Consider the following 16,402-nt stretch of genomic DNA (forward strand, 5'->3'; position numbering starts at 1 on the left):
ATGAATCCAAGCCAAATACTTGAAAATTTAAAAAAAGAATTAAGTGAAAACGAATACGAAAACTATTTATCAAATTTAAAATTCAACGAAAAACAAAGCAAAGCAGATCTTTTAGTTTTTAACGCTCCAAATGAACTCATGGCTAAATTCATACAAACAAAATACGGTAAAAAAATCGCACATTTTTATGAAGTGCAAAGTGGAAATAAAGCCATTATAAATATACAAGCACAAAGTGCTAAACAAAGTAACAAAAGCACAAAAATCGACATAGCTCATATAAAAGCACAAAGCACGATTTTAAATCCTTCTTTTACTTTTGAAAGTTTTGTTGTGGGGGATTCTAACAAATACGCTTATGGAGCATGTAAAGCTATAATACATAAAGACAAACTTGGAAAACTTTATAATCCTATCTTTGTTTATGGGCCTACAGGACTTGGAAAAACACATTTACTTCAAGCAGTTGGAAATGCAAGCTTAGAAATGGGAAAAAAAGTTATTTACGCTACCAGTGAAAATTTTATCAATGATTTTACTTCAAATTTAAAAAATGGCTCTTTAGATAAATTTCATGAAAAATATAGAAACTGCGATGTTTTACTTATAGATGATGTGCAGTTTTTAGGAAAAACCGATAAAATTCAAGAAGAATTTTTCTTTATATTTAATGAAATCAAAAATAACGATGGACAAATCATCATGACTTCAGACAATCCACCCAATATGCTAAAAGGTATAACCGAACGCTTAAAAAGTCGTTTTGCACATGGGATCATAGCTGATATAACTCCACCTCAACTAGATACAAAAATAGCCATCATAAGAAAAAAATGTGAATTTAACGATATCAATCTTTCTAATGATATCATAAACTATATCGCCACTTCTTTAGGGGATAATATAAGAGAAATCGAAGGTATCATCATAAGTTTAAATGCTTATGCAACCATACTAGGACAAGAAATCACACTCGAACTTGCCAAAAGTGTGATGAAAGATCATATCAAAGAAAAGAAAGAAAATATCACTATAGATGACATTTTATCTTTGGTATGTAAAGAATTTAACATCAAACCAAGCGATGTGAAATCCAATAAAAAAACTCAAAATATAGTCACAGCAAGACGCATTGTGATTTACCTAGCTAGGGCACTTACGGCTTTGACTATGCCACAACTTGCGAATTATTTTGAAATGAAAGATCATACAGCTATTTCACATAATGTTAAAAAAATCACAGAAATGATAGAAAATGATGGTTCTTTAAAAGCAAAAATCGAAGAACTTAAAAACAAAATTCTTGTTAAAAGTCAAAGTTAAGTGAAAGGATGTGAAAAATAAATTCTAGAGTGTGAAAAAAAGAAATTAAGCAAAGTATGATAAAATACAAATTTGATTATTTTGCTTTGAAGAATTTCACAATTTCAACAAGCTTATTATTACAACGAATTTAAAATTAAAATAAACCAAGGAGAAAAAATGAAGTTAAGTATCAATAAAAATACTTTAGAATCTGCAGTGATTTTATGTAATGCTTATGTAGAAAAAAAAGACTCAAGCACCATTACTTCTCATCTTTTTTTTCATGCTGATGAAGATAAACTTCTTATTAGAGCTAGTGATTATGAAATAGGTATCAACTATAAGATAAAAAAAATCCGCGTAGAATCAAGTGGCTTTGCTACTGCAAACGCAAAAAGTATTGCAGATGTTATTAAAAGCTTAAACAATGAAGAAGTTGTTTTAGAAACCATTGATAATTTTTTATTTATAAGACAAAAAAGCACAAAATACAAACTTCCTATGTTTAATCATGAAGATTTTCCAAATTTTCCAAATACAGAAGGAAAAAACCAATTTGACATTGATTCAAGTGACTTAAGTCGTTCTCTTAAAAAGATATTACCAAGTATTGATACAAACAACCCAAAATACTCCTTAAATGGTGCATTTTTAGATATAAAAACAGATAAAATTAACTTCGTAGGAACTGATACAAAACGCCTTGCAATCTATACTTTAGAAAAAGCAAATAATCAAGAATTTAGTTTTAGTATCCCTAAAAAAGCTATTATGGAAATGCAAAAACTTTTCTATGAAAAAATAGAAATTTTTTATGATCAAAATATGCTTATTGCTAAAAATGAAAACTTTGAATTCTTTACAAAACTTATTAACGATAAATTTCCAGATTATGAAAAAGTTATACCAAAAACTTTCAAACAAGAACTCAGCTTTTCAACTGAAGATTTTATAGATAGTCTTAAAAAAATCAGCGTTGTAACTGAAAAAATGAAACTTCATTTTAACAAAGATAAAATCATCTTTGAAGGTATAAGTTTAGACAATATGGAAGCAAAAACAGAGCTTGAAATTCAAACAGGAGTAAGTGAAGAATTTAATCTTACTATAAAAATCAAATATTTACTTGATTTCTTAACTTCTATAGAAGAAGAAAAATTCACTTTAAGTGTAAATGAACCTAATTCAGCATTTATAGTCAAATCCCAAGGACTATCAATGATTATCATGCCTATGATTTTGTAATAAAACAAGTAAAAGATAAAGGAAAAATATGCAAGAAAATTACGGTGCGAGTAATATTAAAGTCCTAAAAGGCCTAGAAGCTGTTAGAAAACGCCCAGGTATGTATATAGGAGATACAAACATAGGCGGACTTCATCATATGATTTATGAAGTTGTGGATAATTCTATCGATGAAGCTATGGCAGGACATTGTGATACTATAGATGTAGAAATCACTACTAAAGGAAGCTGTATAGTTAGTGATAATGGTCGTGGTATTCCTGTTGATATGCACCCAACTGAAAATATGCCAACTTTAACTGTTGTTTTAACTGTCCTACATGCAGGGGGAAAATTCGATAAAGATACTTACAAAGTTTCAGGCGGTTTGCACGGTGTTGGGGTTTCAGTTGTAAATGCACTCTCTAAAAAACTTGTAGCTACAGTTGAAAGAAATGGAGAAATTTATCGTCAAGAATTTTCAGAAGGTAAAGTTATCAGTGAATTTGGTGTGATAGGAAAAAGTAAAAAAACAGGAACAACTATAGAATTTTGGCCTGATGATCAAATTTTTGAAGTGACTGAATTTGATTATGAAATTTTGGCTAAAAGATTTCGTGAACTTGCATACTTAAATCCAAAAATCACTATAAATTTTAAAGATAACCGCGTAGGCAAACATGAAAGTTTTCACTTTGAAGGTGGAATTTCTCAGTTTGTTATAGACTTAAATAAAAAAGAAGCTTTAACTAAAGCAATTTTCTTTAGCGTAGATGAAGAAGATGTGAATGTTGAAGTAGCTTTGCTTTACAATGATACTTATAGTGAAAATTTACTCTCTTTTGTAAATAATATCAAAACTCCAGATGGTGGAACACACGAAGCTGGTTTTAGAATGGGTTTAACTCGTGTGATAAGTAACTATATAGAAGCAAATGCAAGTGCTAGAGAAAAGGATAATAAAATCACAGGCGAAGATGTGCGTGAAGGCTTGATCGCTGTTGTGAGTGTAAAGGTGCCTGAACCACAATTTGAAGGACAAACCAAAGGAAAACTTGGTTCAACTTATGTGCGTCCTATAGTTTCAAAAGCAAGTTTTGAATATTTGACTAAATATTTTGAAGAAAATCCTATCGAAGCTAAAGCTATAATGAACAAAGCCTTAATGGCAGCTAGAGGAAGAGAAGCAGCGAAAAAAGCTAGAGAATTAACGCGTAAAAAAGAAAGTTTAAGCGTAGGAACTTTACCAGGGAAATTAGCTGATTGTCAAAGTAAAGATCCAAGTGAAAGTGAAATTTATCTTGTGGAAGGGGATTCTGCAGGAGGTTCTGCAAAACAAGGTAGAGAAAGATCTTTCCAAGCTATACTGCCTTTGCGTGGTAAAATTTTAAATGTTGAAAAAGCAAGACTAGATAAAATTTTAAAATCTGAGCAAATTCAAAATATGATTACCGCTTTTGGCTGTGGTATAGGTGAAGATTTTGATCTTTCAAAACTTAGATATTATAAAATCATCATCATGACAGATGCGGATGTTGATGGATCACATATACAAACCTTGCTTTTAACTTTCTTCTTCCGTTTTATGAATGAACTTGTAGCAAATGGACATATTTATCTAGCACAACCACCTTTATATCTTTATAAAAAAGCTAAAAAGCAAATTTATTTAAAAGATGAAAAAGCTTTGAGCGAATACCTGATAGAAACAGGAATAGAAGGTTTAAACTATGAAGGTATAGGAATGAATGATTTAAAAGATTATTTAAAAATCGTTGCAGCTTATCGTGCGATTTTAAAAGATCTTGAAAAGCGTTTTAATGTGATTTCTGTGATACGCTATATGATAGAAAATTCAAATTTAGTTAAAGGAAATAATGAAGAATTATTTAGTGTAATCAAACAATTTTTAGAAACACAAGGACACAATATCTTAAATCATTATATCAACGAAAATGAAATTCGAGCTTTCGTTCAAACTCAAAATGGCTTAGAAGAACTTGTGATCAATGAAGAACTTTTCACTCATCCACTATATGAAGAAGCAAATTATATTTTTGATAAGATTAAAGATAGAGGCTTGGAATTTGATAAAGATATTTTAGAAGTTCTTGAAGATGTTGAAACCAATGCTAAAAAAGGTGCTACTATACAACGCTATAAAGGTTTAGGGGAAATGAATCCTGAGCAACTTTGGGAAACTACAATGGATCCAAGCGTAAGAAGACTTTTAAAAATCACTATTGAAGATGCACAAAGTGCAAATGATACCTTTAATCTCTTTATGGGTGATGAGGTTGAACCAAGACGCGATTATATCCAAGCACACGCTAAAGATGTAAAGCATTTGGATGTGTAAATTTATCATTGAAGAAATCATTTCTTCAATGAGTTTTGTTTTGTAAGAATATAGCTAGAGGAATTCTTCTTCTTGTATCGTATTTTTCTCCATAATATTTTTCAAGATAATTTAAAATTTTTTCTTCATCTTCAGGTTCTATTTCCCAAAGTCCTTCACTATCTTGCATCCATCTTATAGCTGCTAACCAAGCTTTTTTACTTGCATGCATATTAGTAATGAGATTGGATCCATGACAAGCTAAACAATTTGCTTCCACTAAAGGTGAATCAGGATCGATAATCAATCCTGTATCAGGGTTAATTTCAAGATTTTGAGCCCAACTTGCACTTAAAAACAATGCTAAGATCAATATAATTTTTTTCATACTTAAACTCCATAAACATTAACTCTATGGCATGCATTATTGATATATCCTCCTGGATTCCACTGTGCTAAAACCATAGGTTGACTGTTACCTTGACTATCGATAGCTCTTGCCCAAATTTCATAATATCCTTTTGTTGGTATTGATATTTGAGCACTCCATTTTTGCCATGCTAATCTATTTAATGGTTTTTCTACCTTTGCTTTAGTCCATGTTACGCCATAATCATTGCTTACATAAACTTCACTAACTTCAAGTTCTCCAGCCCAAGCTTTACCTCTAACTTCAAATTTTTTATTTGCTTTTATTTCAGAACCATTTTTGATATTAGTAATTACAGATCTTATAGGCATTGATTCTATGATTTTCATCTCGCCTTTATAGTTAAAATCTCCTGGTTTTACCGGATTTACAGGAACTTTATAAGAACCTTCCATTTTTTCACCATCATGAATTTTATTTCTTACTGAAATTTTATAAAGCCATTTACCGCTTGTACTTGCAGGGTAACCACCACAAACAAGTCTAAGTGGATAGCCATTGACTAAAGGAATATCTTTGCCTTCATAAGCCCAAGCTATTAGAGTTTCATCTTGTAAAGCTTTAGAAATAGGAACTCCTCTACTAATAGGTGAAGTTTCTTCACCATTTAATTTTGTATCTATGCCATAATATCCGATATAAACCGTATCATTTTTGATGCCACAATCTTTTAAAATATCTTTTAAACGCACTCCTGTCCATCTACCGCAAGCTACTGCACCATAACCCCATTGAGTTCCTTTTGTGCTAGGTATAACTTCGGATCTACCATTTCCACCGCATTCAACTGTTAAGGCATAAGTATAGGTTTTAAATTTCTTTTTTAAATCTTCTATGGTGTAAGATTTTTTATTGATAATGCTTTCTCCATCGATTTCTAAAGTCCAACCTTTGTGAAGTCTTTCTTTTATCGTTTCTAGGCTTGGTGGTAAGCCATTATTTCTAACAAAGAAATTTTCAGGTTTAGTAAAATCAGAATCAAGAGCATAAATTTCAGTTTCTGCTGTTAATGGTTTTTCGCCATGGTAGATAAGATCTTTTTTACCTTCTATTTTAAAATCAGGCAATTCTTTTGCCAAAGCCTTACTTCCTAAAAAATTCTCAAAAGAAAAATTTGACAATACACTAATGCCAAATAAACCAAGTCCTATATTTTTTAGAAAGTCTCTACGATTTTCTTTTTGATCGTTCTGTTTCATTGAAATATCCTTAAATATTTATATAATCTTTTATTTTATTATAAATTTTAAAAATTTAAATAATTAATATAATTAATTATTTAAATTAAAAAAATTAATTATTTTTATAATTTTACATATTAAAATAAAATCATCATATGTTCGAGTTTTATTACATTTTAACTAAGTTTTTTCTACAATTAAATTTTTAAAATTATTTAAGGAATGATTTTGACTTTACTTACTAATCCTATCATTATCAGTGTTGTTTTGATGACTTTACTTTGTTTGTTTCGTTTTAATGTGCTTTTGAGTCTTTTGATCTCAGCTCTTATTGCAGGTGTATTTTCTCATCTTGAACTCGTAGATACTATGAATATACTTATAAGCGGAATGAAAGAAAATTTAAAAACAGCTCTTAGCTATATACTCTTAGGAGCCATTGCCGCAGCGATTTCAAAGACAAATTTAACTGCATATTTGATTAAGATAGTAAGTCATTTTATATCTCATAAAAAATATTTATTGCTTTTGTCTATAGCTTTGATTTCTTGTTTTTCTCAAAATTTAATTCCTATTCATGTAGCTTTTATACCTTTGTTGATTCCACCTCTTTTAAGTCTTTTTAATAAACTTAAAATCGATCGTAGAGCGGTTGCTTGTGCTTTAACTTTTGGACTTACTACGCCTTATATGGTTTTGCCAGTAGGTTTTGGGCTTACTTTTCAAGATCTTTTAAAAGATAATTTAAATGCAAATAATGTAAGTGCATCTTTAAATGATGTTACAAATACTATGTATTTTGCTGCTATTTGTATGATAGCAGGACTTTTTCTAGCGCTTTTTGTGTTTTATCGTAAGCCAAGAGAGTATCAAGAAGTAGAAATTGCTAAAGTGGATTTAGAAAATCTTGAAATGACGCGTAAGGAATGGGGCGTTTTAGCTGGGCTTGTTTTAACTTTAATTTTGCAAATTTTGACTATGAATTTACCTTTATCAGGGCTTTTGGGTTTTGTTTTAATGGTTATTTTGGGTGGAGTTGAATTTTCAAAAGTCAATGAAGTTTTTGATGATGGGCTTAAAATGATGGGTTTTATAGCTTTTGTTATCCTTGTTGCTGCAGGATATGGAGAAGTTTTAAAAGAAAGTGGATCAGTAGTAGATCTTGTAAATTCAGTCGTTCCTTGGATGGAGCAAAGTAAATTTTTAGCAGTATTTTTCATGCTTTTAATAGGACTTATCATCACTATGGGTATAGGTACTTCTTTTGGAACTATACCTATCATAGCTACGCTTTTTTGTCCTATTTGTTTGGAACTTGGTTTTAGTACAGCACTTATTATATTTATCTTAGGAGTAGCAGGAGCTTTAGGAGATGCAGGAAGTCCAGCCAGTGAAACAACCATGGGAACTACTGTAGGATTAAATGCTGATAAACAACACGATCACATTAAAGATACTTGCATACCAACTTTTATTTTTTATAATGGTCCATTATTGATTTTGGGTAGTATTATCGCCATGTTTTTATAATTTTTGCAAATCTATCAAAATATTTTTTAATTTATTTATTTTTAAGATAAAAATTATATCGATTTTAAAAAAATGTATGCTATAATCCTTATAAAGCTAACAAAATTTAAATCAGTCTTATAAGGAGAGCAAAATGGATTTAGAAAATATCCTAGAAAATAATCAAAGCATAGGTTTATATCACCCAAAGAACGAACACGATGCCTGTGGTATCGCTGCAGTTGCTAATATACGCGGTATTGCTTCTTATAAGGTTATTTGTGATGCTTTAGAAATTTTGATGAATCTTGAACACCGAGGTGGTGCAGGAGCTGAAGAAAATTCAGGTGATGGGGCGGGGATTTTAATCCAAATTCCACATGATTTTTTTAAAACTCAAGAATTGGGTTTTGAACTTCCTAAAAAGGGTGATTATGCTGTAGCACAGATGTTTTTATCACCCAATACTGATGCAAAAGAAGAAGCAAAAGAAATATTTTTACAAGGTTTAAAGGATAAAAAACTTGAATTTTTAGGTTTTAGAGAAGTGCCTTTTAATCCTAGCGATATAGGTGCAAGTGCTTTAAAAGCTATGCCTTATTTTTTACAAGCCTTTGTAAAAAAACCAAGTAAAATAAGTGCAGGACTTGAGTTTGAAAGAGTGCTTTATAGTATGCGTCGACTTATAGAAAAAAGAGCTATTAATGTGCCAAAATTTTATTTTTCAAGTTTTTCTTCACGCACCATAGTTTATAAAGGAATGCTTCTTTCAACTCAATTGAGCGATTTTTATCTTGATTTTAAAGATGTCAATATGAAATCAGCCATCGCTTTGGTGCATTCTCGCTTTTCGACTAATACCTTCCCAAGTTGGGAAAGAGCCCATCCAAACCGTTATATGGTGCATAATGGAGAGATTAATACCATACGCGGAAATGTCGATAGCATAAGAGCTAGAGAAGGCTTGATGCAAAGTGAGTATTTTGAAAATTTAGATGAAATTTTTCCTATCATAGCTAAGCCTAGCAGTGATTCTGCAATGTTTGATAATACTTTAGAATTTTTAGCTCTAAATGGTCGTACTTTAGAAGAAGCTTTTATGATGATGGTGCCAGAACCTTGGCATAAAAATGAAAATATGGAAAGCAAAAAGCGTGCTTTTTATGAATATCATTCTTTATTGATGGAGCCTTGGGATGGGCCTGCTGCTATAGTTTTTACTGATGGAGTGATTATGGGGGCGAGTTTGGATAGAAATGGTTTTCGTCCTTCAAGGTATTATCTTACAAAAGATGATATGCTCATACTTTCAAGTGAAACAGGGGCTTTAAAACTTGATGAAAAAAATATCAAAGCCAAAAAACGCTTAGAACCTGGAAAACTTTTACTCGTTGATACAGCAAGAGGTAGGGTTATAGCTGATAATGAAATCAAAGAGCATTATGCTAATGCTAAGCCTTATAAAAAATGGCTTAAAAATTTAGTTGAACTTGAAAAACAAAAAAGCGGAGTTTATAAACATCAGTTTTTAAAAGAAGATGAGGTTTTAAAACTCCAAAAAGCTTTTGGTTGGAGTTATGATGAGCTTAAAATGAGTGTGGCTGCTATGGCTCAAAATGGTAAAGAAGCTATAGCAGCTATGGGTGTAGATACTCCTTTGGCTATACTTTCTAAAACTTATCAACCTTTGTATAATTATTTTAAACAACTTTTTGCACAAGTAACTAATCCTCCTCTTGATGCCATAAGAGAAGAGATTGTTACTTCTACAAGGATTTATCTAGGAAGCGAAGGCAATTTATTAAAACCTGATGAAAACAATGCAAAACGCGTAAAAATAGCCTTGCCTGTGATAAGCAATGAAGAACTTTTTGAAGTTAAGGCTTTAAATAAATTTCAAGTTAAAGAATTTTCTATACTTTATGATTATTCTAAAAAAACTTTAGAAAAGGCTTTAGATGAGCTTTGCGTTAAGATAGAAGATGAGGTTAAAAAAGGTGTTTCTATTATCATTTTAAGCGATAAAGGAGTGGATGAAAAAAACGCTTATATCCCCGCTTTGCTTGCTGTTTCTGGAGTGCATAATCATCTAGTAAGAAAAAATTTAAGAACACACACAAGTCTTATTATCGAAAGTGGTGAACCTAGAGAAATTCATCATTTTGCATGTCTTTTAGGTTATGGTGCGACTGTTATTAATCCTTATTTGGTTTATGAGAGCATACAAAAACTTATTGCCAATAAAGATTTAAATTTAAGTTATGAAAAGGCGGTAGAAAATTTCATCAAGGCAAGTTCAAGTGGCATAGTCAAAATTGCTTCTAAAATGGGAGTTTCTACCTTGCAAAGTTATAATGGCTCTGCACTTTTTGAATGTCTGGGCTTAAGCTCTAAAGTGATTGATAAATACTTCACTTCTACAACTTCACGCATTGAAGGTATGGATTTAGAAGATTTTGAAAAAGAGCTCATTGCTTTACATAAACATGCTTTTAACGATACGCATAAGGCTTTAGATTCTAAAGGAATTCATGGTTTTAGAAGTGCTAAAGAAGAACATTTAATCGATCCACTTGTGATTTTTAATCTTCAGCAAGCCTGTCGCAACAAAGACTATAAAAGCTTTAAAAAATACTCGGCTTTAGTAGATGAAAAACAAGTTAATTTGCGTTCTTTGATGGAATTTGATTTTAGTGAAGCTATCAGTATAGATAAGGTTGAAAGTGTAGAAAGTATAGTTAAACGCTTTAGAACAGGGGCGATGAGTTATGGTTCTATTTCTAAAGAAGCGCACGAGTGTTTAGCACGGGCTATGAATAAAATAGGTGCTAAATCAAATTCAGGTGAAGGTGGTGAGGATGAAGAACGCTATGAAATCAAAGAGGGTGTGGATAAAAACTCAGCCATTAAGCAAGTAGCAAGTGGGCGTTTTGGCGTGGATTTAAACTACTTAAGTCATGCAAAAGAAATTCAAATCAAAGTCGCTCAAGGTGCAAAACCAGGTGAGGGCGGACAATTAATGGGCTTTAAAGTCTATCCTTGGATAGCTAAGGCTAGACATTCTACTGCAGGTGTGACGCTTATTTCCCCACCTCCTCATCATGATATTTATTCTATTGAGGATTTGGCTCAACTCATTTATGATTTAAAACATGCGAACAAAGACGCTAAAATTTCAGTAAAACTTGTAAGCGAAAATGGCATAGGAACGGTTGCTGCAGGTGTGGCTAAGGCAGGCGCGAATTTAATCCTTGTTTCAGGTTATGATGGAGGTACGGGTGCAAGTCCTAGAACTTCTATACCGCATGCTGGAATTCCTTGGGAGTTAGGCTTAGCTGAAACGCATCAAACTTTGATCTTAAATAAGCTTAGAGATAGGGTAAGATTAGAAACTGATGGAAAGCTTATGAATGGGCGTGATTTAGCCATAGCAGCACTTTTAGGAGCTGAAGAATTTGGTTTTGCAACCGCGCCTTTGATTGTTTTAGGTTGTACAATGATGAGAGTTTGTCATCTAAATACCTGTCCTTTTGGTATAGCCACTCAAGATACAGAACTTAGAGATCGTTTCAAAGGCAAAGTAGATGATGTGATTAATTTCATGTATTTTATAGCCCAGGAGCTTAGAGAATACATGGCAAGGCTTGGTTTTGAACGCCTAGATGATATGATAGGTCGCGTGGATAAACTCCGCCAAAAAAGTGTGCAAGGTAAAGCAGGAAAGCTAAATTTAGATAAAATTTTAAAATCCTTGCCTACTTATAATAGAACCGCTGTGCATTTTAAAGACTATAAAGATAACAAGCTTGAAAAAACGATTGATTATAGAATTTTACTTCCGCTTTGTAAAAATGCTGTGGAGAAAAAAGAGCCTATCAAACTTTCTTTAGAAGTAGGAAACCAAAGCCGTACTTTTGCGACTATGCTTTCAAGTGAAATTTTAAAAACTTATGGAAAAGATGCTTTAGATGAAGATAGTATCCATATCAAAGCTATAGGCAATGCAGGCAATAGCTTTGGGGCGTTTTTGTTAAAGGGTATTAAACTTGAGATTATAGGCGATAGCAATGATTATTTAGGCAAGGGTTTAAGTGGTGGCAAAATCATAGCAAAAATTTCAAATGAAGCCACTTTTTCACCTGAAGAAAATATTATCGCAGGAAATGCTTGTTTATATGGAGCTACAAAAGGTGAAGTGTATTTAGATGGTATAGCAGGGGAAAGATTTTGTGTAAGAAATTCAGGAGCTTTGGCTGTGGTTTTAGGAACAGGTGTGCATGGTTGTGAATATATGACAGGTGGAAAAGTTGTAGTTCTTGGAGATGTGGGTGCGAATTTCGCTGCTGGTATGAGTGGGGGCGTTGTTTATATCTTTGGAAGACACAATGAAGCTCATGTAAATACCGAGCTTGTGGATATTAAAGATCTTAATGCCAAGGATGAAAAAGAATTAAAAGCCGTGATAGAAAAACATATCGCTTATACAGATTCTAAAAAGGCTAAAGATATCTTAGAAAAATTCGATAAAAAAGACTTTTTTAAAGTCATGCCAAGAGATTATGAAAAGATGTTAAAAATGCTTGATCTTTGTAAAAATGAAAAAGATCCAAATTTAGCAGCATTTTTGAAAATCACACAATAAATTTTTATTAGAGGAGAAATTATGGCTGAAATGAAAACAGAAAGAAAAAGTGTTTTAGATTATCTTTCTAAAAATAAATTTTTAATCCCAATGTATCAAAGACCTTATGCTTGGACATTAGAAGAATGTGAACAGTTGTGGAATGATATTGTTACTTTTTTTAATGATGAGGATAGAAAACCTGAAGATGAATATTTTTTGGGTAGTATTGTGATGTATAAGCAAAATAATCATCAAAATATTATAGATGGACAACAAAGAACAATATCTTTAAGTTTGTTGTTAAAAGCTTTATATGTAAAAGCTTTTAAAGATAGAAGTGAAGAAACAAAAAATCTTGTGGCAATGCTTGAAAGCTGTTTATGGGATATTGATGATATTAGCGGAAAAGCAGACTATAACGCGTCACATTTAGAAAGTGATGTTATTACGAAAGAAGATGAAGATATATTAAAACAAATTTTGACTAATGAATATAGACTAGAAAATAATGATATTGAAACAAAGATTAAAAAAGTTAAATCTAATTATGAGAAAAATTATTTATTTTTTCTTTTAAAATCTGATGAATTTGCAAAAGAAAATCCAACTAAATGGGAAAAATTTTGTGTAGTTTTATTAAAATCTTGTATTTTGCTTCCTATAGAATGCGAAGGTTATGATGAAGATTCTAGGCTTGAGAATGCTTTAAGAATTTTTAATACTTTAAATAATAGAGGAATTCCACTTAGTGATTCTGATATTTTTAAAAGTATTATTTTTAAAAGCAAAAAAACTTTAGAAAGAAGAAAAGAATTTGCAAATAAGTGGAAAGAACTTGAAGATAAAAAAGATATGGATTTTATATTTAGAAATTATATGCATGTTATTCGTGCTAGAAATAAAATTAAAACAAGTGAAATTGGTTTAAGAGTTTTTTTTACTAAAGAGTACAAGAATATTTTACAAGATGATAATATTATAAGTGAAATTGAACAGCTTAGTAAATTTTGGAATGATGAATTTAGTGATTTATATAATAATAGGTCATATCAATTTTATGAAGTTTTAAATGAGTTACCAAATGAATATTGGAAATATTTAGATAGTGCATATTATATGTATTGTCAAGATAAAAAAATAAATTATTATAAAAACCATGAGAATTTTTTAGCAAAAATAATTGCTAATTTTTTAGTAAAACTTATCAATAAGCCGACTATTGCAGAAGTCAAACCAATTGTTTTTAATGCATATACATCATTATATTCTAAAGGAGAACTAAATTTTCAGACAGATTCAAAGCAAATTTTAGAAAATGAGATATTGTTTAAAGAACAGTTTTTTAAAGCAAATAAACTTATTCCAGCACTATTAACTCTTAATCTTTATATAAAATATCCGAATCAAAAAACTGATATTAAAGCTGAAATTGAACATATTTTCCCAAAAACTACACAATGGAGACCAAGTTATACAGGTTGGGATAAAGAAGAAGCAAAGTCTTACATTGAATCCATTGGTAATAAAATGTGGCTCGAAAAAAGATTAAATATTAAAGCAGGCAACAATTATTTTGATGATAAGAAAGAAAAATATAAAGAATCAAACTTTTTAGAAGCACAAGAATTATCCAAGTATACTAAAAATGATTGGCTAAAGGAAGATATTGAAAAGAGAAATGAAGAGATTTATAATAGATTAGTAGACTTTTTTAAGCAAAATATTGATTAGTTTTAAGGAGTAAAAATGGGAAATGCAAGAGGTTTTTTAGACTTTAAAAGAGTGGATTTTAAAAAAACTGCTCCTAAAGAAAGGGTTTTAAATTACAAAGAATTTACTACACCTTTGGATAAAAAAGAACAAGAAATTCAAGGTGGGCGTTGTATGGATTGTGGTGTAGCCTTTTGTCATACGGGTGTGATGAGCGAAGGAAAAGATGTGGGCTGTCCTTTAAACAATCTCATTCCTGAATGGAACGATCTTATTTATCGTTCTTTATGGAAAGAAGCTTATGAAAGACTTGATCTTACCAATCCTTTTCCTGAATTTACCGGTCGTGTTTGCCCTGCTCCTTGTGAGGATTCTTGTGTGTGTGCGATAAATGGCACAAGTGTGAGTATCAAAAATAATGAATTATCCATTATAGAAAATGCTTTTAAGGAAAATTTAGTAAGAGTAAATAAACCTAAGCAATACAATGGCAAAAAAATCGCTGTCATAGGAAGTGGGCCTGCTGGGCTTGCTTGTGCCAATACTTTAAATTCACTAGGTTATAAAGTAAGTGTTTTTGAAAGAAGCGATAAAATAGGCGGACTTTTGATGTATGGCATCCCTGATATGAAGCTTGATAAAAGTATAGTTCAAAGACGGGTGGATTTGCTTAAAAAAAGTGGGATTGAATTTAAAGTGAATGAAAATATAGACAGCAAAGATAAGGTTTCAAAACTTCTAAAAGAATTTGATGCTTTGGTGCTTTGTACAGGAGCAAGTAAGCCTATAGATCTTGATATAGAAGGTAGAAAGCTAAAAGGGGTTGAATTTGCCCTTGATTTTTTAACGCAAAATACCAAAACTTTGTTAAAAACAGACAAGGGTGCAGATATGGCCAAAGGTAAAAATGTCTTGGTTATAGGAAGCGGGGATACAAGTGTGGATTGTATCGCTGTAGCGACAAGACAAGGGGCTAAATCTATAGTGCGTTTTGAAAGAAGTCCAAAAAGACCTTTGCAAAGAAGCCAAAACAATCCTTGGCCTTTAAAAGCTGACATTTTTACTACTGATTATGGTTTAGAAGAAGCCATTGCTGTATATGGCAAAGATCCTAGGGAATATCAAAAAATGACAAAGAAATTTTTAGGAAAAACTCATGTAGAAGGTGTTGAAGTAAATGATTTAAAACGCGAGTTTAAAGAAGGCAAAGCTATAAATGTCGAAATTTCAAATTCTAAAAAAACTTATAAAGCGGATTTAGTGCTTTTAGCTATGGGTTTTAGCGGGTGCGAAGAAGCTATTGCTAAAAATTTTGGAGTGAAATTAGATGAGAAAAACAACATAAGCACAGAAAATTTCCAAACCACTCATAAAAAAATCTTTGCTTGTGGAGATGCTAGAAAAGGACAATCTTTAGTTGTTTGGGCTATAAAAGATGGTATAGAATGTGCTTTGAGTTTGCATCAAAATTTAGCAAAATAATCATAAAAGTTTAAAACTTTTTCGGTGGAGTTTGCAAATTCCAAATTTAGCTATAAATTCTTTATGAGCTTTTGTGCCATAGGCTTTGTTTTTTTCAAATTCATAACAAGGAAAGTCTTTAGCTAAGAAATTCATCACCCTATCTTTACTAACTTTTGCGAGTATGCTAGCTGCACTTACTTGCAAAATGCTAGTGTCGGCTTTGATTTGTGTTTTTATCCCGTTTATACCTAGGTTGGTGTTTCCATCATATAAGAAGTTATTTTCTGTTTTAAAATGCTTTTTTATAAGTTTTAAGCCTTTTTTTAAACAAGTGCTTAAGCCTAGTGCGTCGATTTGTTCCGAAGAAAAAGCAAGTATGAGATAGTTTGAATTTTTGATGATGATTTCATAAAGTTCTTCGCGTTTTTTTTCGCTTAGTTTTTTAGAATCACACAACCCATCAAGTTGTTTGTTCAGTTTGCAAGCTGCCATCATCATAGGACCTGCTAAAGCACCGCGTCCTGCTTCATCAATACCGATTAAATTTATATCAAATTCGTTTAAAAGTTCTTTTGTGTCAAATAAAGTTTTCAAATTTTTCTAAAAAGAAGGGCAAA

At 31.4% G+C, this 16,402-nt stretch carries 10 protein-coding genes; 7 read left to right on the forward strand and 3 right to left on the reverse strand.

The genetic code is table 11. From position 1 onward, the window contains the following. From dnaA to gyrB, 3 genes are all read left to right on the forward strand, one after another. Complete coding sequence (gene dnaA, locus FBF22_RS00005; RefSeq protein ID WP_002866805.1) at nucleotides 1-1,323, forward strand: chromosomal replication initiator protein DnaA; 1,323 nt, start codon at nucleotides 1-3, stop codon at nucleotides 1,321-1,323. 159 nt (nucleotides 1,324-1,482) lie between these two features. Continuing rightward, on the forward strand, nucleotides 1,483-2,550 hold the full coding sequence (gene dnaN / locus FBF22_RS00010) for a DNA polymerase III subunit beta (protein ID WP_002855594.1): 1,068 nt from the start codon (nucleotides 1,483-1,485) through the stop codon (nucleotides 2,548-2,550). Nucleotides 2,551-2,578: 28 nt separating this feature from the next. Beyond that, on the forward strand, nucleotides 2,579-4,888 hold the full coding sequence (gyrB, locus tag FBF22_RS00015) for a DNA topoisomerase (ATP-hydrolyzing) subunit B (RefSeq protein ID WP_002884185.1): 2,310 nt from the start codon (nucleotides 2,579-2,581) through the stop codon (nucleotides 4,886-4,888). 25 nt (nucleotides 4,889-4,913) lie between these two features. Here gyrB and FBF22_RS00020 read toward each other — a convergent pair whose 3' ends face one another. Beyond that, on the reverse strand, nucleotides 4,914-5,255 hold the full coding sequence (locus tag FBF22_RS00020) for a monoheme cytochrome C (RefSeq protein WP_002855595.1): 342 nt from the start codon (nucleotides 5,253-5,255) through the stop codon (nucleotides 4,914-4,916). A 2-nt stretch (nucleotides 5,256-5,257) separates the two neighbouring features. Beyond that, nucleotides 5,258-6,496, reverse strand: coding sequence for a sulfite oxidase (locus FBF22_RS00025; protein WP_002884184.1), 1,239 nt, complete (start codon nucleotides 6,494-6,496; stop codon nucleotides 5,258-5,260). Nucleotides 6,497-6,700: 204 nt separating this feature from the next. Between FBF22_RS00025 and FBF22_RS00030 the strand changes: the two genes are divergently transcribed. The 4 genes from FBF22_RS00030 (at nucleotide 6,701) to FBF22_RS00045 (ending at nucleotide 15,803) form a co-directional block, all read left to right on the forward strand. Next, the gene (locus FBF22_RS00030; RefSeq protein WP_010790719.1) at nucleotides 6,701-8,008 is read left to right on the forward strand and encodes a Na+/H+ antiporter family protein; all 1,308 of its coding nucleotides are present in this window, start codon (nucleotides 6,701-6,703) and stop codon (nucleotides 8,006-8,008) included. Between the two features lie 133 nt (nucleotides 8,009-8,141). Beyond that, nucleotides 8,142-12,629, forward strand: a complete 4,488-nt coding sequence (gltB, locus tag FBF22_RS00035) for a glutamate synthase large subunit (RefSeq protein ID WP_002884668.1) — start codon at nucleotides 8,142-8,144, stop codon at nucleotides 12,627-12,629. A 21-nt stretch (nucleotides 12,630-12,650) separates the two neighbouring features. Next, nucleotides 12,651-14,342, forward strand: a complete 1,692-nt coding sequence (locus FBF22_RS00040; protein ID WP_002870067.1) for a DUF262 domain-containing protein — start codon at nucleotides 12,651-12,653, stop codon at nucleotides 14,340-14,342. A gap of 15 nt (nucleotides 14,343-14,357) precedes the next feature. Beyond that, nucleotides 14,358-15,803, forward strand: coding sequence for a glutamate synthase subunit beta (locus FBF22_RS00045; RefSeq protein WP_002884669.1), 1,446 nt, complete (start codon nucleotides 14,358-14,360; stop codon nucleotides 15,801-15,803). Here FBF22_RS00045 and FBF22_RS00050 read toward each other — a convergent pair whose 3' ends face one another. Beyond that, nucleotides 15,804-16,379 carry a ribonuclease HII gene (locus FBF22_RS00050; RefSeq protein ID WP_002853153.1) on the reverse strand — a complete coding sequence of 192 codons (576 nt, stop codon included), beginning with the start codon at nucleotides 16,377-16,379 and terminating at the stop codon, nucleotides 15,804-15,806. It lies immediately after the preceding gene. Between the last annotated feature and the right edge of the window lie 23 nt (nucleotides 16,380-16,402).

Origin of the sequence: Campylobacter sp. CFSAN093260 (genome assembly GCF_012890095.1) — a bacterium.
GTDB lineage: Bacteria > Campylobacterota > Campylobacteria > Campylobacterales > Campylobacteraceae > Campylobacter_D > Campylobacter_D jejuni.

Bases quoted from the DNA above. Each gene is read 5' to 3' on its own strand.
- dnaN (WP_002855594.1), top strand. From the start codon at position 1,483: ATGAAGTTAAGTATCAATAAAAATACTTTAGAATCTGCAGTGATTTTA.
- FBF22_RS00030 (WP_010790719.1), top strand. From the start codon at position 6,701: ATGATTTTGACTTTACTTACTAATCCTATCATTATCAGTGTTGTTTTG.
- gltB (WP_002884668.1), top strand. From the start codon at position 8,142: ATGGATTTAGAAAATATCCTAGAAAATAATCAAAGCATAGGTTTATAT.
- FBF22_RS00025 (WP_002884184.1), bottom strand. From the start codon at position 6,496: ATGAAACAGAACGATCAAAAAGAAAATCGTAGAGACTTTCTAAAAAAT.
- FBF22_RS00045 (WP_002884669.1), top strand. From the start codon at position 14,358: ATGGGAAATGCAAGAGGTTTTTTAGACTTTAAAAGAGTGGATTTTAAA.
- dnaA (WP_002866805.1), top strand. From the start codon at position 1: ATGAATCCAAGCCAAATACTTGAAAATTTAAAAAAAGAATTAAGTGAA.
- FBF22_RS00020 (WP_002855595.1), bottom strand. From the start codon at position 5,255: ATGAAAAAAATTATATTGATCTTAGCATTGTTTTTAAGTGCAAGTTGG.
- FBF22_RS00040 (WP_002870067.1), top strand. From the start codon at position 12,651: ATGGCTGAAATGAAAACAGAAAGAAAAAGTGTTTTAGATTATCTTTCT.
- gyrB (WP_002884185.1), top strand. From the start codon at position 2,579: ATGCAAGAAAATTACGGTGCGAGTAATATTAAAGTCCTAAAAGGCCTA.